Source organism: Paenibacillus sp. NRS-1760, from assembly GCF_050467785.1.
Classification (GTDB): Bacteria; Bacillota; Bacilli; order Paenibacillales; family Paenibacillaceae; genus Pristimantibacillus.
Window position 1 is genome coordinate 55,013 of sequence record NZ_JBITPK010000007.1, and the last position, 19,903, is coordinate 74,915.

General features: G+C 45.6%; 19 protein-coding genes and 1 other annotated feature. Of the genes, 12 read left to right on the top strand and 7 right to left on the bottom strand.

The window, feature by feature from the left end:
* Positions 1 to 46 precede the first annotated feature (46 nt).
* The gene (locus ACIFSR_RS04290) at positions 47 to 1,180 is read left to right on the top strand and encodes a winged helix DNA-binding domain-containing protein (protein WP_430055205.1); all 1,134 of its coding nucleotides are present in this window, start codon (positions 47 to 49) and stop codon (positions 1,178 to 1,180) included.
* Here ACIFSR_RS04290 and ACIFSR_RS04295 read toward each other — a convergent pair.
* Positions 1,159 to 2,388 carry a DUF418 domain-containing protein gene (locus ACIFSR_RS04295; RefSeq protein WP_430055207.1) on the bottom strand — a complete coding sequence of 410 codons (1,230 nt, stop codon included), beginning with the start codon at positions 2,386 to 2,388 and terminating at the stop codon, positions 1,159 to 1,161. The genes ACIFSR_RS04290 and ACIFSR_RS04295 overlap by 22 nt on opposite strands.
* 131 nt (positions 2,389 to 2,519) lie before the next feature.
* On the opposite strand from ACIFSR_RS04295, the gene ACIFSR_RS04300 reads away from it, so the two are divergent.
* Complete coding sequence (locus ACIFSR_RS04300; RefSeq protein WP_430055210.1) at positions 2,520 to 3,269, top strand: response regulator transcription factor; 750 nt, start codon at positions 2,520 to 2,522, stop codon at positions 3,267 to 3,269.
* On the top strand, positions 3,266 to 5,002 hold the full coding sequence (locus tag ACIFSR_RS04305) for a sensor histidine kinase (RefSeq protein WP_430055212.1): 1,737 nt from the start codon (positions 3,266 to 3,268) through the stop codon (positions 5,000 to 5,002). Before ACIFSR_RS04300 ends, ACIFSR_RS04305 begins: the two co-directional genes overlap by 4 nt.
* Positions 5,003 to 5,046: 44 nt before the next feature.
* On the opposite strand, the gene ACIFSR_RS04310 is transcribed toward ACIFSR_RS04305, so the two are convergent.
* On the bottom strand, positions 5,047 to 6,234 hold the full coding sequence (locus ACIFSR_RS04310; RefSeq protein WP_430055213.1) for an aminotransferase class I/II-fold pyridoxal phosphate-dependent enzyme: 1,188 nt from the start codon (positions 6,232 to 6,234) through the stop codon (positions 5,047 to 5,049).
* A gap of 52 nt (positions 6,235 to 6,286) precedes the next feature.
* Positions 6,287 to 6,524 (bottom strand) — a binding site (T-box leader).
* Positions 6,525 to 6,768: 244 nt separating this feature from the next.
* On the opposite strand from ACIFSR_RS04310, the gene ACIFSR_RS04315 reads away from it, so the two are divergent.
* Positions 6,769 to 7,482 carry a class I SAM-dependent methyltransferase gene (locus tag ACIFSR_RS04315; RefSeq protein ID WP_430055215.1) on the top strand — a complete coding sequence of 238 codons (714 nt, stop codon included), beginning with the start codon at positions 6,769 to 6,771 and terminating at the stop codon, positions 7,480 to 7,482.
* Positions 7,483 to 7,561: 79 nt separating this feature from the next.
* A complete protein-coding gene (locus tag ACIFSR_RS04320; protein WP_339206787.1) occupies positions 7,562 to 7,900 on the top strand; it encodes a hypothetical protein in 339 nt (112 codons plus the stop codon).
* 164 nt (positions 7,901 to 8,064) lie between these two features.
* Here ACIFSR_RS04320 and ACIFSR_RS04325 read toward each other — a convergent pair whose 3' ends face one another.
* From ACIFSR_RS04325 to ACIFSR_RS04345, 5 genes are all read right to left on the bottom strand, one after another.
* Positions 8,065 to 8,280, bottom strand: coding sequence for a hypothetical protein (locus ACIFSR_RS04325; protein ID WP_076268805.1), 216 nt, complete (start codon positions 8,278 to 8,280; stop codon positions 8,065 to 8,067).
* Between the two features lie 243 nt (positions 8,281 to 8,523).
* Positions 8,524 to 9,204, bottom strand: a complete 681-nt coding sequence (locus tag ACIFSR_RS04330) for an S-layer homology domain-containing protein (protein WP_076268804.1) — start codon at positions 9,202 to 9,204, stop codon at positions 8,524 to 8,526.
* A 72-nt stretch (positions 9,205 to 9,276) separates the two neighbouring features.
* Positions 9,277 to 10,476, bottom strand: a complete 1,200-nt coding sequence (locus ACIFSR_RS04335; protein WP_430055218.1) for an MFS transporter — start codon at positions 10,474 to 10,476, stop codon at positions 9,277 to 9,279.
* 39 nt (positions 10,477 to 10,515) lie between these two features.
* Complete coding sequence (locus ACIFSR_RS04340; protein WP_339206781.1) at positions 10,516 to 11,643, bottom strand: Gfo/Idh/MocA family protein; 1,128 nt, start codon at positions 11,641 to 11,643, stop codon at positions 10,516 to 10,518.
* Positions 11,636 to 12,469 carry a sugar phosphate isomerase/epimerase family protein gene (locus tag ACIFSR_RS04345; RefSeq protein ID WP_339206780.1) on the bottom strand — a complete coding sequence of 278 codons (834 nt, stop codon included), beginning with the start codon at positions 12,467 to 12,469 and terminating at the stop codon, positions 11,636 to 11,638. The genes ACIFSR_RS04340 and ACIFSR_RS04345 overlap by 8 nt, the downstream gene beginning before the upstream one ends.
* A 358-nt stretch (positions 12,470 to 12,827) precedes the next feature.
* Between ACIFSR_RS04345 and ACIFSR_RS04350 the strand changes: the two genes are divergently transcribed.
* The 7 genes from ACIFSR_RS04350 to ACIFSR_RS04380 all read left to right on the top strand — a co-directional run bounded on the left by ACIFSR_RS04350 (position 12,828) and on the right by ACIFSR_RS04380 (position 19,750).
* Positions 12,828 to 14,228 (top strand): stalk domain-containing protein, encoded by a 1,401-nt coding sequence (locus ACIFSR_RS04350; protein WP_430055222.1) that lies wholly within the window; start codon positions 12,828 to 12,830, stop codon positions 14,226 to 14,228.
* A gap of 19 nt (positions 14,229 to 14,247) precedes the next feature.
* Positions 14,248 to 15,111, top strand: coding sequence for a phosphate ABC transporter substrate-binding protein (locus ACIFSR_RS04355; RefSeq protein WP_076268799.1), 864 nt, complete (start codon positions 14,248 to 14,250; stop codon positions 15,109 to 15,111).
* Positions 15,112 to 15,275: 164 nt separating this feature from the next.
* Positions 15,276 to 16,238 carry a phosphate ABC transporter permease subunit PstC gene (pstC, locus tag ACIFSR_RS04360; protein ID WP_076268798.1) on the top strand — a complete coding sequence of 321 codons (963 nt, stop codon included), beginning with the start codon at positions 15,276 to 15,278 and terminating at the stop codon, positions 16,236 to 16,238.
* A gap of 14 nt (positions 16,239 to 16,252) precedes the next feature.
* Entirely contained in the window at positions 16,253 to 17,143 is an 891-nt protein-coding gene (pstA, locus tag ACIFSR_RS04365) for a phosphate ABC transporter permease PstA (RefSeq protein ID WP_430056169.1), read from the top strand.
* A gap of 253 nt (positions 17,144 to 17,396) precedes the next feature.
* Positions 17,397 to 17,888, top strand: coding sequence for a DUF1648 domain-containing protein (locus ACIFSR_RS04370; RefSeq protein WP_430055226.1), 492 nt, complete (start codon positions 17,397 to 17,399; stop codon positions 17,886 to 17,888).
* A gap of 94 nt (positions 17,889 to 17,982) precedes the next feature.
* Positions 17,983 to 18,759: a 3'-5' exonuclease gene (locus ACIFSR_RS04375; protein WP_339206772.1), complete on the top strand. Its 777-nt coding sequence runs from the start codon at positions 17,983 to 17,985 to the stop codon at positions 18,757 to 18,759.
* 112 nt (positions 18,760 to 18,871) lie between these two features.
* Positions 18,872 to 19,750, top strand: a complete 879-nt coding sequence (locus ACIFSR_RS04380) for a DMT family transporter (RefSeq protein WP_430056172.1) — start codon at positions 18,872 to 18,874, stop codon at positions 19,748 to 19,750.
* Positions 19,751 to 19,903 lie beyond the last annotated feature (153 nt).

Below are 19,903 nucleotides of genomic sequence, written 5' to 3' on the forward strand. Positions count from 1 at the left end.
AACAATGAAAAATAACCGAATCGTAAATAGAGAGGGGATTCATTGCATGGCTTCATCTAAGCGAGCAAAGAATGCAGCAGCACCTATTTTAGGAATGCGCCAATTAAATAGAGCTTTGCTTGAGCGGCAAATGCTGCTGCGAAGATCCAATATATCCGTGCTGGAGGCCATCCAGCATTTGGTTGCCATTCAGTCTCAAGCGCCTAACCCGCCCTATTTTGCGTTATGGACACGGCTTGAGAACTTCCGACAGGAGCAGCTCTCTAGGCTCATCACGGAGCGTCAAGTCGTGCGCATTGCTCTCATGCGCTCTACGATTCATCTGGTCAGTGCGCGTGACGGTTTGGAATTGCGGCCCTTGCTTCAACCTGCTTTAGAAAAGGGCATGTTTAGTACATACGGAAAAATGCTGCAAAACATAGACCTTGAAGCTATACGTGAAGCAGGTCGCGCTTTAGTGGAGGAACAGCCTCGCACATTCAACGAACTCGGCAATCTACTCGCGTTAGAGTGGCCTAATATTGACCCCTCTGCCCTTAGCGCTGCCATTCGTACTCTCGTCCCGCTCGTCCAAATCCCGCCTCGCGGTGTATGGGGACTTAGTGGTCAAGCAACACATACATCTGCGGAAGCTTGGCTTGGTCAATCGCTTGCGAACTCTCCTTCCCTCGAGACGATGCTGCTGCGTTACCTTGGCGCCTTTGGCCCCGCAACCATTAAGGATATGCAAGTTTGGTCTGGGCTAAACAAGCTTCGCGAGACTATCGAACAGCTGCGTCCAAGCCTGCGTACCTTCTCCGATGAGAAGGGCAATGAGCTGTTTGATTTGCCGGATGCTCCCTTGCCGCCCGGCGACACGATAGCTCCGCCGCGCTTTCTATCCGAGTTCGATAATATGCTGCTCTCCTACTCTGACCGCAGCCGCATTTTGGATGAAAAGTATAAACCGCTCGTGTTCACAATTAACGGCATTATTCGCTCTACGTTTTTAATAGACGGATTCGTACGCGGCACGTGGAAAATAGAACAAAACAACGAAACCACAGCACTCGTCATTCAATCATTTGAGAAGTTAAGCGCAGCAGATCATGATGCTTTAGTGGAAGAAGGCCAAAAGCTGCTCACATTCGCTGCAGGCACCTCCCTCTCGCATGATATTCAGTTCATAGCGCTAAAATAAGTATGATCCGCAGCCTGTGCATCTGCTGCTTTTTTCGAAACCCGAGCTTTTCCGCTAAACGACCAATATGTTGCAATGCGAAGCAGTCGCTCAAATGGGCCATTTTTGAACCAGAACAGGATGAAGCTGGACACAACGGCTTGAACGGTATAAATGGCTATGCCAAGCAGTACGCCGTTAAGCACACCGATTTCTCCAAACCAACCGAACGCATATCCATAAAATATAGTGGTACAAATCACCGTCTGCATTAAATAGTTGGTCATGGACATTCGTCCAACCGATTCAAATGCCATGATGATATAGGATCGTTTAGATAAAAAGGACATGACGAACGCAAGACCAAAAATATACCCAAAGGCCAGCAATTGCCCGCCTAAAGACAATAATACGCTGCTCCAAGCCCAATCCGGCTTTAATACAGCCATCGCTTTCAATAGAAGACCTAGTGGCAGCAGTATGCCGCTGAGCCAAGCAAATTTACGTCTCTCCCGCTTAGGATTATGAAACCACTGCTTGTTAGCAGCCGCTATACCAAACAAAAACATAGGCATCATCAGCATCGGCATCAAAGCCATAAGCACTGCCATGACGGCCACAGGCAGGTCTAGCGGGTCCTCTTCTTGACGGAAATTCATAATTTCCTGATAGGTTCCTTCACCATATACGGTAATGGACTCTTCCACGTAATCATGCATGCGAGCTTTCTCTTTTGGCGTATCCTCCTGCAAGCCGTAGCCGAGTCCAGACATTAATATGCTTAATATGACTCCCCATATAATAAGCGTTTTTGGCTTTCTTTTTACAAATAGCAATAAGAAAAATCCAGTTATTCCATAGGCCAATAGGATATCGCCCTCCCAAAGGAGCATGCTATGCATAAGCCCAAGTCCTATCAGCATAAAAAAGCGCCGTACCATATACCTCGCTGGCTTAAGCCCCTTGGCGACTAGTCCTTCGCGCAGCTTAAAGAGACTGTAGCCGAACAAAAACATAAAGATTGGCATAAAGCTGCCTTCCACCGCTACCTTGAGAACTTGATGCGTCACTTCATCTGTAGGAGTAGGATTAAATAGCTGCATTTCCTCTTTCCCATAAATGCCATATTGAAAAATAAGCATGTTCGCCAGCAGGATGCCAAGCAAGCAGAACCCTCTAATCGCATCAATAACGCGAATTCGCTGTCCCGTTTCATTTTGATTTATCATTCCCATCACCTCTTACCCCATCATAAAGATTCCAATTGAACAGCGAACAAACGGAATCATAACAGCAGCTTAATTTTTTTCAATTTTGTTCAACAGATGTTAAGGTTGGTGTGCTAGCATAAAACGGGGTGATGAACATGAACAAAATTGTCATAGTGGAAGATGAACCTTCTATTGTAAAAATGCTGCAGCTGGTGCTCCAAAAGGAAGGCTTCCAGCATATCCATACGGCAGGAACCTGCCAAGAAGCTCTCGATACGATCGCTCGATACGGAGCCGATATCGTGCTGCTGGATGTGATGCTACCCGACGGCAGCGGATTTGAGCTCTGCTCAAAAATTAGACAGCTGGGCAATCCGCATATTTTATTTTTAACCGCCAAAGCATCCGATCTCGATATACTGACCGGGTTTGCGATGGGCGGCGATGACTATATCACAAAACCATTTAATCCATTGGAGATTGCCGCTCGCATTAAAGCAAGGCTGCGCCGCATGGAAGAGGCGGAATCACTTCCACCGCATTCAACATTCGCTTCGTCAATTTCTGCTGCCTCTGCCCCTCATCAAACCTACCGTTATGGCCGTTTTCAGTTAAATGAAGCAGCTGGAGAATTATTAGTAGATAATCGGCCCGTATCATGCCCTGCACAGGTTTTTCAGCTGCTGCTGTATTTCTGCAAAAACCCCGGCATCGTCTTCTCGAAAGGTCAGCTTTATGAAGCGGTATGGGGCATTGACGGATTAGGGGACGACAACACGGTTATGGTTCACATCAGGCGAATTCGCGAAAGAATTGAATATGATCCCAGTATGCCGACGCATCTGCTTACCGTTCGTGGTCTCGGCTACAAATTAGTTAAGGAGCCTGTAAGCCTATGAAGGTTCAACGCCGAATGGCCTTTCATTTTACATATCAGCTCGTCGTGTATTCCATTCTCATATTCGTTGCGATGATCGTGCTGTTTCTTGTCCTTATTAATAGAATTACGAACGAGGATCTCAAACGGAACTTTCCCGCCGGCGCGCTTAGTTCCATTGTCGCGGAAACCGACTATTCGAAAAAAGAGATTAAGATGTCGACGCACTGGAAGGAGCTCATTGAAGAGCGTGATATGTGGCTGCAAGTCGTGAACGCCAAAGGGCAGGTTATTTATTCGGTCCATACGCCGAAAGAGCAGCCGACTTCTTATTCGATTACGCAGCTTATAGCCATCCAGCAATCCGAAAAATCCGGTATCTATACCGTCGATAACGAGCTCGATCTGACGTATTCTACTCCGCTGCTCTTTCTTCTTGGTTACAAAAATCCGCAGCAAGAGAAGCTGACTGCATGGTATATGGCATACCATCAGAATGGTCTAGTAAATGAGGCATATAAGAATGACCTACTCACCGAGCTAAGGAAAACAAACAGCTATTTGCTAATCGTAGACCAAGCTGGCCAAAGTGTTCAAACAATTGGAGACCAGACTTCTGCTATCGATGTATATGAGCCGCTGGAAGTGCTGACTATGCAGCAAAAGCCTGGTGATTATGATACGAACATCTTTGTGTACCAGCCTGAAAATAGTGATATGACTTGGATTTTGCACACACCAAACGAACGAATAACATATACGAAGCAGCCCATCCTATCGGAAGCTATACGCATCTTCATTTGGATAGGAGGCTCGTTACTTCTCCTTTCACTAGCTATCTCGTTTTGGCACGGGTATCGATACGGTCAGCCGCTCATCCTATTCGCCGGTTGGTTCGAGCGGATGGGCAATGGACGGTATGACGAGGTGCTTACGCCAAAGGATCGCAAAAAGGTATTCCGTCGCACCGGCAAGCTGCGCATTCGCTACCGCCTTTACCGGGAAGTGATTGCGGCTTTCTACCAAATGGCCGAGCGGCTGGCGCAAACGGAGAAGGATCGGCGCCAGCTTGAGAAAACGAGAGAGGAATGGATGACTGGCATTTCGCATGATTTGCGCACGCCGCTCTCCACCATTCAAGGCTACGGCTATATATTGGAAAGCTCCCCTGCGCAGTGGAGTGATGAAGAGCTTCAGGACATGGGCAAAATGATTCGCGAAAAAAGCAGCTATATGCTGGAGCTTATGAATGACTTTTCGCATATTTATCAAATAAAGCATGGAACCGTTCATATGGATCGACATGAATTTGAGCTCGGCGAGCTGGTTAGACGCTCAGTACTCAAATATGTGAACGATGCTACGCTTGCCGAGGTCGACTTCCTTTATGAGGGAGACGAGCTGCCTGTCAGCCTTTATGGCAATCCGAAGTGGATACAGCGGCTAATGGATAATCTGCTGTCGAACGCCGTGAAACATAATCCTACAGGCATAACTATTACGGTAACCTGCGGCATGCTGAATGATGATGCCTACATCCGCGTTTCCGACAACGGGAGAGGCATGGATGAGGCCACTGTCAACAAGCTGTTCGAAAGGTATTACCGCGGGACGAATACAGAAGAATCAAGCAGCGGTACTGGCCTTGGCATGAGTATCGCCAAAATGATCGTAGAAGCACATCAAGGCCGAATCGAGGTGCGCTCTGCGATTGGCGAAGGCACCTCGATCAGTATTTATTTTCCAAGCGATTGATCCACTCGTTTGGGCTGTGAGGGAGCCTCTGCTGGCTCCCTTCTTTATTTTCCAGACATACCCGCTGCCCTCAAGCAGCGGTCCATACGCTCAAGCGCTTCGTTAAGCCTTGATACAGAGGATGCATAGGAGCAGCGAATGAAGCCCTCTCCTCCTTGACCGAACACATGCCCAGGCACTGTAGCAACACTGGCATCAAACAATAGCTTTTGCGCAAATGCATCGGAAGTAAGTCCCGTATGCGCAATAGAAGGGAAAGCATAAAACGCGCCCAGCGGCTCATGGCAGGGTAGACCAATTTCCCTTAGGCCCTTAACAAACATCCGTCTGCGCTGCGCATAAGCCTCAATCATCCTGTCCTTTTCCTCTAAGCCATTGCGAAGTGATTCGATCGCCGCAACCTGCCCAATAATTGGTGCGCACATGACGGTATACTGATGAATTTTGAGCATCGCTGCAATCAGCTCCGGATGACCGCAAGCATAACCGATTCTCCACCCTGTCATTGCAAAAGCTTTGGAGAAGCCGCTAATAAGCAGCGTTCTGTCCCGCATGCCTGGCAGTGAAGCGAAGCTTACATGTTTCGCATCGTAGGTCAGCTCCGCATAAATTTCATCGGATATAACGATTATATTATTTTCTTCCACGACCTTAGCAACAGGAAGCCACTCTTCATAGGTCATGATAGCCCCTGTCGGGTTGTTCGGATAGTTTAAAATAAGCACCTTCGAGTGCGGAGTAATGACGGCTTTCAGGGCTTCTGCTGTTAGTTTGAAATGATCCTCAGCGAACGTTTCAACCTCAATGACCTTGCCGCCATTTAACTGCGCGATCGGCGCATAGGCAATATAGCTAGGAACAGGAACAATAATTTCATCCTCTGGCGATATTAACGCCCGCAGTGCAAGATCAATGGCTTCACTGCCTCCAACGGTAACAAGCACTTCATTCGATGGTTCGTATTTCACTTGGAACCCATTGTATAAATAGTTGGCGATCTCTTCTCTAAGCTCAATAAGCCCTGCATTTGAAGTGTAGGAGGTTTTGCCCTGCTCTAGCGCACGGACGCAAGCCGCTCTTACATGCTCAGGCGTAACGAAGTCAGGCTCTCCAACGCCAAGCGAAATAATATCCTTATTGCCTTCAGCCAAGCTAAAAAATTTACGAATGCCCGAAGGCGGAATTTGCTGCACCATTGGTGAAATCATTTTGCTCATCGACCAAGTCTCCATTACTTTTCCTCCTAAAATATGGATAAAAAACAAAAAAAGAGACCCATCCCTATAAAGGGACGAGTCTCTACCCGTGTTACCACCCTAGTTTCACGCCAAAAGCGCGACACTCTGCTCATGTATCTAGCAATACATGTTCCCGTTAACGCTGGAAATGCGGCAGAGCTTACTCTCGTTCAGCCTGCTTCTCGGAGATGGCTTTCCGCTACTACCCGAACGTTGGTTTTCAGCTGCCCCAACTCTCTGTTCGATCAGGCCCATAACGTACTCTTTCTCGTCATCGAATGTAAAAGCTATTTAACTTGCCATTTGTGTTCATCAGTGATCTTAAAATTTTACCAATCGTACCATCAAAAACTCGGATACGCAATACCCATTTTTTAACGGATTGAAATCGATTCATTCATAGTTTAAAACTATAAAGTATATTCATATTATATATTTCCATTATGAAATAATCATCTATAACATACTGTTTAACTCAAGTGAAAATGAAAAATCAGCACTCAGCCCAATATTCGAGGAGGCATTATTGTGAATGAAAATGTGAAAAAACAGTTTGATGCTATCGCGCCTGAATATGACCGTCAGCGCCGCCAACTGATCCCCTGCTTTGATGATTTTTACAGCATAGCAACCGACTTGGTTCACTGTGATGGCGATGCCCCGCGTATACTCGACTTAGGTGCCGGAACAGGGCTTTTCTCATCTATGATTCGCAACAAATACCCAAATGCCAATCTTACTCTTATCGATTTGAGCGAAGAAATGCTAAAGGAGGCGCAATCTCGCTTCGGAACTGACCCATCAGTCAGCTATATAGCTGCTGATTACTCAATCTATCCTTATACGGAAAAATACGATGCCATCATCTCCTCCTTGTCCATCCATCACTTATCGCATCCAGCAAAACGCGACTTATTTCATACTGTTCATCAGCTTTTAAAAGAAGGCGGCAGCTTCGTTAATGCTGATCAAGCAGCGGGTACAACCGCTTATTGGGATCAATATTATATGTCGCAATGGACAACAGCCATCCGGCAAAGCGGGTTAACCACAGGTGCAATCGAAGCGGCCATCCAGCGCCGAAGCGTCGACATTAATGCCACTGTAGAGGATCAGCTTAGATGGCTGAGTGAGGCTGGTTTTGTTCATTCCGACTGCGTATATAAAAATAATGGCTTCGCTGTTTTTGCAGCATTTAAACGTAAATCCCATTTCGAACTGAATGGGACAAAAACACAATAATTACAAATTGCTTGCATTCCCTTTAATTCCTAGTATAATACTAGGTATATAAACAAAACGGAGATTGGAGCTGACCAGCATGACTTATTCCGAGAAACAAATTGCAGCAAAATGGGTTGATGATTATTTAGATCTTTATAACTTTGCTGTAATGATCGGAGATGCAGAGTGGCAGCAACAAATCCTTCAAAACCTGCGCTCCAAAGATAACCATATCCGCCTTGAAATCGAGCATGGCATTCGTGTTGATCTATGGCTTCGCTTCGATCAAATCAATCGTAAAATGCTTGATATTTACGAGCAGCTTCGGAATGCACATAATTCGGAGCAGCAGATTCAGCTAAGAGAAAAGGTTTGGGAGTTTAAGCTTCAACGGGTTATGATTGCCAGCAAGCTGAAAGCCCACTATGCGTTATAAGGCGAAGGTTCGAGGCGCAATTGTGAAGGTCTAGAAATAAAAAAAAGCCTGCATGCAGTTGGCTGCTCTGCTTAGCTATGTAGGAAAAAACGATATACGACGGCATGCCGCGAACAGCTCTGCCGATTATACTAACCTCTATGAATGGTCAGATTCATAGATGATTACATCGATACTTGCTCCATGTCACGCATCATTTGCATCATCATCGTGGACATTTCGTCACATTCCTGCATCTTCATCATCATCATGTTCATATCCATGTTGTCCATCATTTTCATTTCCATCATCATGTCCATCATCATCTTCATGGATTTCATCTTGCACATCATTTCATCCATGCACATGTTCATCATCATTTGCATTGCCATCTTTTCCATTACCGTTCACCTCCCAAAAGTTTCCTATACAGAAGATACTACAGCCTTGAATTAATTTCAAGGTTTTTTTACATTTATTATTGATTTTTCAAAATAAAATGTGATATAAATAAAGATTACTCTTTTATATCTTATTACTCCGCTTGGAATTATCGCGTTGCTAGGAAAAATAATTTTAAAATAAAAAGGCAGTTAAGGAGGCTGAAATAATCCTCAATTAACTGCCTTTCCCTATTTCATTTTTTATTCAGCTGCTCCCTGCTCAGGTTCCGCCTTTTCCTTATGCGCCTCAATAAAGCTTTGTGTATCATACAGCATTCCTGCCGCTTCAGCACGGGTTAAAACATGCGCTGGATCAAAGTTGCCCTTCTCATCTAGAGACGCAATCTTGTATAGCAGTGAACGCTGAATGGTTCCTTGATACGCCGTCGTAATATCCTTTTCGTCTTGGATATTAATAAACATTTTGATCGTCGGATATTGACCGGTAAGTTCTAACGCTTGAACAAGATAATGCGTGAACTGTTCTTTCGTAAGTGGCGCTTGCGGATCAATATCAGCCGGGATGTCCAAACCGTTGTAGTGTGCAATGATGAAATCCTCCGCGTACCACGCATCGTTTTTCACCTTTGTATAGAAACCATCAGCGGTAGGCGCACTAGAAAAATCAATGGCTGCTAGGCTAATTTGCGTCGTTCTCACGATCAAAGAAATGCCTTGTGCTGCCGTCAAATTATCCTCTGGATGGAATGCCGTATCGCTCACTCCTTTAATAATTCCTTGCTGCTGCAAAGCTTCAATCTTTGCCTTGCTGCCAATGTTTGCGATATCGCCAAATGGAGCCGCCGCGAAGGCTTGTGCTGCAATAGATGTAGAAAGCATGACCGCGACTGCTGTTATGGCTAAACTCCGTCGTTTCCTCATGGTCGTTCACCTCTCCTATAACATGATGTCCATTCTCTTATTCGAACGACCATAAGACAAGAAAGGTTGCAGTTATCCAGCATGAGAGCTTATTTTGCTGCTCGTGCCCACTTCTCTGCGCAGCCGCGCAAACAACAAGAAGAAGCCAACAATCCCGAGCGCAGCCATGACGCTGCATAATTGATACATCGCCTGCGGACCCATTTGCTCAAACACCCAGCCTCCGAGAAAGCCCGCCGCAATGCCTGACAAGCCTCCCCAAGTAAGGGCATAAAGCGCTTGTCCCGATGCTCTGAATTCAGCAGGCACAAGCTGTACGGCCAGCTGCGTGCCAATATAATAGTAGCCGCCAAATGTTAAGCAGTGCAGCACTTGGATATAAATAATTTGCTGAGCAGTGTCTGCGTTTGACATCAGGAACCAGCGCAAGGCGAACAGGATGCTGATGACAACGAGGCATAATACCATCGTTTTTGTATTTTTTTTCAAATACCGATCAAGCAGCAAGAAGACTGGAATTTCAAATATGGATGACCAGAAGGCCGACCAACCGATTAAGGAAGCCTCTCCGCCCAATTCCTTAATATACAGCGGGATAAATGTCGTATTCATAGAGTTAGGAATGGAGATCACTAGACCTATGATTAAGAACAACAAGAAGGAACGGTTCACGAACATCGAACGGTAATTCACTTTGCCGGCAGGGGCTGCACCCTTCGCATCACCCTTTGGCAGCGTAAACGCAAAAGCAAGCGAGATAAGCATCATGACCGAATAAATAATCCAGAGACGCTCAATGCCAATTTGCCCAATCACAGGTCCAGCCACCAAAGCGATAAACGCCCAGCCGAGCGAGCCGAACAACCGAAAAGCGCCAAATTTATGGTTCGTTCCTTCAATGCTGTTCAGAATGAGACTGTTGCTCTGTGAAAATAAAGGCATTTGAAAAAAGAAAAAGAACAGCATACAGGCGTAAATGATCGTATACGATTGATATAAAAAGACGAGCTGCATGACAAGCATGCTGCCAATAAGCATCACGATCAGAATAAGCCTGACATTGCGGAATCGATCGCTCAAATAACCCCATAGCGGGTTCGCGATGATGGAAACAATCGGGCCGCCCGCCATTAACGCACCAATCTCAAGCGTAGACATTCCAATGGATTGCAAATAAACAACAAAAAACGTACTGTAGACGGCAATCGCGCCATATACAAAAAAGTTAAACGCTTTAATTAAATGAAATGTACGATTCTGATTCTGATTCATATCCAAGTCCCTCGTCTTGCTCTTTAGCTTAGCACTTCTTTAAAGCTCTACAGCAGAAGTACGTGCGCGTACAATAACTTCGTCCGCGCTAACCTCACGTCCAAGCTCCTCTGACATATAAATGCCTTCGCTAATGAGCATCGTATTCAGCGCGATTTCCGCTGTTGGCAGTAGTGGCACTCTGCCTTGCAGAGCTGCGATCCAGTGATGCTGGGATGAGCTGTAGGCATCCTCATTCTCATATAAGCGATTCCTGCGCAGGTCCATCATATCAAGGTCCAGCGTACTGTCCATATCCATATCACAAACCGTGTTATGGAAGCTGAAGGACTGAGCCCCCGGTCCTGTCTGCTCGTTCGGCAAGCGTACGCCACCCTTGGAACCAGCGATACTGCTGCCCTCGAAGCCGCCAAGATGAACAGCCCACGCTTCTACGATATCAAGCGTCAAACCACCGCTGAACCGAATCAAGCCTGTAGCCAGCTCCTCTACATCAAAGCCGCTTTGTTCCCTTCTCTCTTGCAGCATATCCGTCTCTTGATAAACTTTCCCTGAAATTCTTTCAACCTGCGGGTTGCCTAATAAATAGAGCAGCTGTGCAATGTGATAGACGCCCATGTCGAGCAGCGCGCCGCCTGCCGCTGTTTCCTTGCGCGTAAAATAAGGCGTGCCATAACCATCAACAAACGGTCGATTTCTTCGGCGAAAGCCTGACGAGCGGGCATGGTACAGCTTGCCCAGCATGCCGCCATCAATTAATGTTTTGGCAGCTTTCGTATCTTTACCATATAACGTGTAGAGCTGCACATGCAATTGTTTTCCACATAACTTCGCAGCATCGACCATAGCCTTGCCATCTGAATAGGTTCCTGCAATCGGCTTCTCACAATAGACATGCAGGCCCGCCTGCAGCGCTGCGATCGTTACCGGTGCATGGAAATTGTTGTGCAGGCACACGTCAACCGCGTCCAAATCATCACGCTTCAGCAGCTCTCTAAAATCAGAGTAGGCATGAGGGATATCATAATGCTCAGCAACTCGTTTTGCTTCCGCTTCATTTAAATCGCATACAGCAACAAGCTCAGCGCCAGCGATATTTTTATATTTTTCGATATGCATTTTTCCAATTTGTCCTACGCCTATAATGCCAATTCGTATTTTATTCATAGTGCTGAGCCCCTCTGCCTGATTGTTGATCCGCCTCGATCAGAAGCTTCTTCACCTTCGTAATAAGCAGCTCCGTTTCTACGTATTGATTTTTTGGCGCATTATATTCTACTCCCCAATATCCCTTATACCCTGATTCTTGCAGCATATGGATCGTCTCCAAAGCATGAGTACCGTCAGCAGTTTCTTCGTCAAAATGGGTATGATACGCCCAAGGCGCAACGATGCTGTCTCCTTCTGCTTGATTCTCCTTCCAACGGCCTAAATGAACAAGAAAACCAAAGGCTGGATGATCAACTGCCTCTGCGAGACGTTTCATCTCATTCGGATTTAGTGATGCACCCATATGGTTCTCTGGTCCAATTAGAAAGCCATGGTCAGCCGCATATTGGGAAAACTCCTGGTATCTTTTTACCGTATATTCAAATTGCTCGTCGCTCATTGCTTCCCAGTCCTCGTAGCTGCCTCCCGTATCAATCCGGACGGTTTCCGCACCTAAAATAACGGAAGCTTTCAAATGAAGGAGAGCATTATCATACAAATGCTGTCTCATTTCCTTGTCTGGGTCCCACAAATGAGCACCATCGATCGCAAAATTAACGACCCGCATTTCTTTTTCATCGAGCGCCTCACGTATTTTGCGAATATAGCTTTCCTCGGCCAGCTTCATAATAGGCTTGCTGCTGCGATCTATAAAAAAGCCATTCCACAAATCGACCACATCCATCCGATACCGGTATTTCACCGTTTCCAAATATCCGAAAATATCCATTTTCCCTTCTAAATACGTGTTGTTGAATGAATAACCTCCGATTGAAATGTTCATTGATTGGTCCTCCTATAAGTGAATAGATTTGCGAGCATACCCCCATTATAAACCTCGTTCAAAAAAGACCATGGTGCACTTTCTTCTTATAGTGGGGTAAATTTCTACTATTTCCTTCTTAAAAGAAGGAGAATTGGATTTAGGTGGTAATTTTTCTATCTTTACAAATTCGATACAATTTCTAAATATTGGGATGATAATTCATTGTTATGATCAGGTAGAAATAAACGATTCATTACAAAATGTATTGATCTAGCGCTGCCTGGGAGGGATCAAGCCAACCGTATATACTGACCGAGTATGCCTTGGATTGTATTAATAAAAAAAAATACCCATTTGAGAAAGGTGACCCAATTCCATGCAAATGAAAAAAGCAATGGCAATCTCGATGATCGCAGCAGCAATTAGCGCTTCAGCAGTTACTCCGGTATTCGCACAAACCGCTTCAGTAAAGCAAGCTGCACAAATTAGCACAGCAAGCTTTCTAGTAAATGCTAATCCAGTAACCGTTCGTACCGTTGTAGACGGCGGCGTTACACTCGCTTCTGTTCGGGACATGACAAACGCGATCGGCGCGACTCTTCACATCAACAGCGATCATACGGTAGTTGTAAAGTTTGGCGACAAAACGCTGAAGCTAAAAATCGCTGCAAAAACAATTAACATAAACGGTGTTGCAACTGCACTTCAGCATCCAGCTATTGAAGTGGCTTACTCCACTTTCATCGAGCCTACTGCATTCGTTGAGGCACTTGGCGGCACTTACGAAGACAACAACATACATACGGTTCAATTGCTTGATAGTGCTGAGCATGCAATCTGGGTTAACTCCAAACAGCTTATCGTATCGAACACGGCTGGCGAAGGCCGCGAAGATTTCTTAGTTGATGCTGTTACTGGAAAATATGAGCTGCTTCTAGCATCCTCTGACACTTCCGATCTTATTTTGTCTCCTGATGGCAAAAGTGTAGCTTACTCCGATGCAAACGGTGCGGTATTCACAATCGATCTGAGCACAAAACAAGCGAAACAAGTAAGTACGGACAGCTCGATCAAAAATGAGCTTCAATGGTCAAAAGACGGTTCTTCCATCTTCTTCTTACAAGGCGACAAAAGCTCTGTCATCGCTAAGCTTGCTATAGCTGACGGCAAAGTATCCAAAGTATTGGAAGATAAAGTAGATTACAAGGCAAACCTTGAAGTATCTGCAGACGGCACTAAATTCGCTTTCTACGTCTTCAAGCAGCCGAAAGTAACGGCAGACAGCAGCAAAGACGTTGAGCTTGATGATGTTGCTATTGATGCAACAGGCACTGAGCCGCAAATCTACTTCTATAATTCTACAGTTGGTGATAATAAACCTGTACAGCTGACAAAAGAAGCAACGGATAAAGTTTTCCTTAAGCTGGCAGCAGACGGCTCCAAAGTAAGCTATGTTAGCGTAAGCTCAGACGAAGCAAGCGTTGGTCAGCTCGTAACGGTGGACAATACAGGCAAAGCAAGCACGCCTCTCTTCGCTGACAAAGACGTTTACCAATTAGTTCAAGGCGGAAGCAAGCTCTATCTGCTTACAGCTGACGGAAACAGCACTAACGCAATCTACGAGATTGACAGTGCTACAGGTACGAACAAACTTGTGCAAACCGTATCGGACAGCGCAACAGAATTAGTCGTATCGGACAGCTCCGATTTTGCAGCACTTATTGATGGTCAATTGGCAGTATCCGTTCAAGGCAAATGGAAAAACATCACAAACTAATTAATGGAGGTCATTCCTAATGAAATGGTTTAAACAATTAACAATCGCAGCGCTTATCGCTGTTATCGGCTTCAGTTCCGTTCCTGCATCAACACCTACGGCTACCGCAGCTAGCAAGCTTAGCGGCAAAATTGTCATCAACGGCTCCTCTGCTCTTCTGCCGTTGACACTTCAAGCATCAAGCGAGTTCAAAAAATTGAATCCAAAAGTAAAAATCTCAGCTTCCGCAGCTGGATCGATTACTGGACCGCAAGCTGTACGCAAAGGCATCGCAGACATCGGAGCAGTTGACTGGGATGCATCCAAAGATGTTCCAGGCTTCAAAAAATTCGAAGGCCAAGTTGCACATAAAGTAGCTATCATTCCTTTCGCAGCTGTTGTTAACAAAAACGTAACTGCAACAAACCTAACGACTAAAGACTTGCAAGGCATCTTCTCCGGTAAAATCAAAAACTGGAAAGAAGTTGGCGGCAAGGATGCTGATATCATCGTTGTAAACCGTACTTTCGGTTCCGGTACTCGTGTTAACTTCCAAGACAAAGCGCTTGATGGAACAGATTTCATGAGCAAAGGCGACAATTACAAAGAAGTAAAAACAAGCGGCGACATGAAGTCCGCAATTGAAACAACACCAAACGCTATTGGTTACATGGACCTTGCTTATGTAACAGACAAAATGACTGCTGTAAAAATCAACAACATCGAACCAACTGAAGCTAACGTAATTAACGGGAAATACAATGTATGGGGCTATGGCTACTATATGACAAAAGGCGAGCCAACTGGCGCTACAAAGGAATTTATTAAATACGTACAAAGCACAAAATTCCAAAATGGTTCGCTTAAAAAGCTTAAATTCATTCCGATCTCAGCTATTAAATAGTTAAAAACAAGAGGAGCGGTCGGCTTGCGCACAAGAGCGCTTAAGTCGATCGTTCTTTTCTTTCATCGCATGAATCATTATCCCCATTTATATTTTATTGCGAAACATGCTTAGCTGCTCCAATAACAGCTAGGGCGGGTTTCGCACAGAGGAGCCTATAATTTATGTTGGAGTCCACTCATGCTGCAAGGCAGCCGCGTCTCTCTTCTGAGCTCGGCAGCGCGATCTTGACTGGCAGCAGCAAGCCGTTTGACCGGAGATCGCGCTTGTTTTTCACGAATCGTATGTTTCGTTACTTGTGCATAGCAGCAGCCGGTTTTGTTTGTCTCATCCTCTTACTCATTTTGCTGCTTATGTTCCGTACAGGCGTTTTGACATTCGGCAACATTTCACTAGCAGATTTCTTCTTTTCCACGGAATGGAATCCCGAAAATGAGCAATACGGCGCGCTTATTTTCATATTCGGCACCTTTGCCCTGACCGCTTTGACGCTATTAATCTGCGTCCCTATTTCCTTAATCATTGCAGTATTTCTGTCTGTCTTTGTACCGCCGTGGCTAAAAAACATGCTCCGTCCGGTTCTTGACCTGCTCGTCGGAATTCCGTCCGTCGTTTATGGCTATTTAGGCTTGACCGTTCTTATTCCTCTGATTCGAAATGTTACCGGAAGCGGAATGGGCGATGGGCTGCTTGCGGCAGCGCTCGTGCTCACAATTATGGTTCTACCTACTGTAAGCCGTATAAGTGATGACGCGATTAGCGCTGTACCAGCCAAATTCAGCGACGCTTCCTATGCGCTAGGCGCTACTCGTTTTCAAACCGTATGGAGAGTACTGCTTCCTTCGGCCAAAAGCGGAATCATGTATGCCGTCATTCTCGGTATGGCGCGTGCAGTCGGCGAGACGATGGCTGTCGTTATGGTTATTGGCAATACGCCTCAACTGGCAGACAGCTTGCTCAAGCCAACCTCCGTTCTTACGAGCAACATCGTTATGCAAATTTCGAATGTTCCTTTTGATTCCACTTGGAACTATGCGCTCTACTTAATGGGCTTCTTGCTCCTCGTTATTTCGCTGCTTATGATCGTTGCCATTCGCTGGCTTCAAAGAAAGGGGTCGCAAGTATGAAACAAGCTTTAGATATGAATCCATTAGCAAACCCCTTTAGCAGCAAAAAAGGACTTAATCGCTTTAAAGATCGCTTGTTTACAGGTATTGTTTGGTCGTTAGGCATTTTAATCATCGCTTTTATTTTTGGCCTTCTTTTTCTAATTCTTCAGGACGGTCTTCCAAAAATAACATGGGATTTCATATTCGGCTTGCCGAGCGAAATTGAAGAAGGCGGCGGTATCGGCCCTACTCTGCTTAACTCCTTTTACATCTTATTTATCTCTTTGCTCATCTCTATTCCGCTCGGAATGGCAGCTGGCATTTATTTGGCCGAATTTGCACCTGACAATAAGCTCATCGGCTTCGTACGCATTTGCGTGGAAGGACTCGCTTCCGTGCCGTCTATCATTTTCGGCTTGTTCGGTATCGCTCTATTCGTTGAATACTTCGAGATTGGCTTGACCATCCTTGGCGGTGCAGTCAGTCTAGCTTTTCTTAACTTGCCTGTACTAACCCGCGTAACAGAGGAGTCCATTCGTGCAGTACCGAAAGAGCTGAAGAGCGCTTCCTTTGCACTTGGCGGTACGCATTTGCAGACTATTACTCGTGCACTTATTCCAGCTGCGCTTAACGGCATCATTACAGGGATCTGCCTTGTTGCCGGCCGCGCATTCGGCGAAAGCGCCGTAATCATCCTAACTGCTGGTGTTACGACATCTGGTGAAATGTGGGATTTCAGTCTCTTCTCGCCAGGTGCTACACTTGCCGTTCATCTGTGGTATGTACAATCCGAAGCCATTGTTGGCGACGCTCAGGAGATTGCTCAAAAAGCGGCAGCCGTGCTCGTATTCGTTGTCCTGCTGATCAACTTAGTGTTCCGTATCCCGCTTTGGCTGAATTCCCGCCGTATGAAACGCTCTTAAAAACTAAGCGGCTCAAGCTAAAACGCCTTCGGCGTCCTTTGACGGAGAAATATAAGCCTTCTATAAATATCAAACTTATAAATTCTTATATTTAAACAAATAAGTGATCGAGCAACTCCAGTCTTAGCCCTCCCCCGGCCTAGGCTGGAGTTTCTTATTTGGAAAATTACTGTAAAAAAGGTTACTATCCGCAAAGCCATACGCTATAATTAATGAGTATGCACATGACTAGAGATAAGGCGGTGCTGCCACTATGGCGAATTTACCTAAGCTTACGATTGCAAAATCAAATCTTGAAAGATGGCATGATGGAATATCGGTTCTACTCCTGCTCTCGTCCGTCATCTATTTAATTGTAAAATGGCCTGATCTTCCGCAAACGATTGCCATTCACTTTAACGGGAGAGGCGAGGCTGACGGATGGGGAAGCAAAGCAGCACTCATCATTTTACCGATAATCTCATTCCTATTATTTGCTGGGCTTGCGCATTTACGCAAAATCCCTCATCAATTCAATTACATGACCACGATTACGGAGCAAAATGCCACTTACCAATACAAGAGCTCCATCCACCTGCTAAGCTGGGTCAAGCTTGAAATTGTAGCATTATTCACTTATGTGCAATGGGCGGCTATTCAAAATGCATCCGGAGGCGTCTCTTCGCTTGGCGTATGGCTGCTTCCTGTGATCCTCGTCATTCTTATTGGCACGATTGTCTTTTATGTGATGAAATCAAAAAAATAAACCTGCTGCGGCGTTCTACCATATTGTAGTTTCCATCTGGATAACTTTTTCTGATAGAATGAATAACACAGGCTATCTATCGGAGGTTAAGATTTTGGACTACATTATATTGGATATTGAATTTAACGGACGAAAATTTGCAAGCGAATTACCTATGGAGGTTATTGAAATTGGCGCGGTTCGTCTCAATAGTTCACTTGAACAGGTAGATGAATTTTCCGCATTGATCAAACCGATCTATTTCTCCAAGCTGAACAGCTTCATTAAGAAAAAAACAGGCATTCCACAGGAAGACATCGACGTAGCAAGCCGTTTTCCGAAAGTAATAGGCGATTTCACCACATGGCTGAAGAAAAGCGACTCCTTCCTGCTGTTCACTTGGGGCGGCGAGGATTTGAAGAGAATCGTCTATGATACGCGCATGCATAAGCTCGATGACAGCTTCTGGATGGCTGCCGATTATTTCGACCTTTTGAAGGGTTACATTCGCTATAAGAACGTAACGAACGATGTCAGCGTCGAAGCTGCGCTCATTGATCTAGAAATCACAGCTGAAGGCTCAGCGCACCGGGCACTCGATGATGCTCGTATGACGGCTGAGGTATTCCGCAAAATTTTTGGCGAGCTGGATTTCGAGCTTAAGCAGCAGTTCAAGGATATGTACACGAATGCGAAGGAACGCAGAATGGTTAAAAACGCGATTCGCTCTATGAACGCGCAAAAAATCGTTCCACAATGGGAAGTTTTCGCGGAACGTTATTTAGCAGGCAAAGCCTCATTCGAGGATGTAAGAAAAGTGACGGAGCTTCAGCAGTATTTTGACGCAGAACTCGAGAAGGCTGGGAAAGCTTCAGCCGGACAAGCCGGATAGCCGCAAGAGCTGTTTATGTTTGGTCATAAATATAATAAAGCCCCCTGATCCTTCCATCGCAGATGCTGCAATTGGACTCAGGGGGTTTATAAGTATGGGAGAAATTACAACGATGAACCGCAGCACCAAGTCTTTAGCTACTTATGAATTGTTATACATCATTGGTATTATCGCTATATCCTTTTCTTCAATTTTCGTTCGTTGGTCAAATGCTGACGTTGCCGTCATCGCCATGTACAGGCTCTATCTAACTAACCTGATCATGCTGCCGCTCGTCTTTAAATGCCGCACGGAAATGTTCCAGCTCAGTGCCAAGCAGTGGAGACTGCTCACCCTCTCCGGCGTCATGCTCGGGCTGCACTTCTTGTTATGGATGGCTTCTCTGCGGCTGACCACGGTCGCAAGCTCTACCGTTATTTTGACATTGGAGCCTGTTATGGTAATGCTCGGCTCCTACTGGCTGTTCCGTATTAAAGCAAATCGCATGATGCTGTGGGGGATGGGGATCGCGCTGATCGGCTCCATCGTTATTGCATCGGGAGACTTTTCCCTCTCAAGGGATGCGTTGATCGGCGACGTTTTGTCCTTCCTAGGTGCAGCTGCTGTTGCTGTTCATATGATGATCGGCAAGGAATTGCGTAAGGATATGAGCGCATTTACTTATAATTTCTGGGTATTCGCGCTTGCTGCAACTTCACTCGCTGTCTACAATCTCGTTCGCGGCAATTCCTTTACAGGCTATAGTCCGCAGGAATGGGGCATTTTCTTGCTGCTTGCGATCGTACCGACGCTATTCGGGCATTACTTGTTCAATTGGCTGCTGAAGCATATGAGCGCTGCAGCCGTATCCATGGCTGTACTGGGCGAACCCGTTATCGCCTCCTTGCTCGCTTGGGCTCTATTAAAGGAAGCATTGACGGCTTATCAAATGGCAGCCGGCGTACTCATCTTGTTCGGCGTGTGGCTATTCATACGTCATGGCAAGGAGTAGAAACTAGAGCTGCAGCAATTATCGAATTTTAAAAATGGATTAGATCCTCATAATACAAACAGCGGCAGATCTGGACGAGAAAATAAGTCCTGACTGCCGCTGTTTTATTAAGCTGTAGTGCTACGTTAACTTAACCATAAGAAAGCTTGCTGC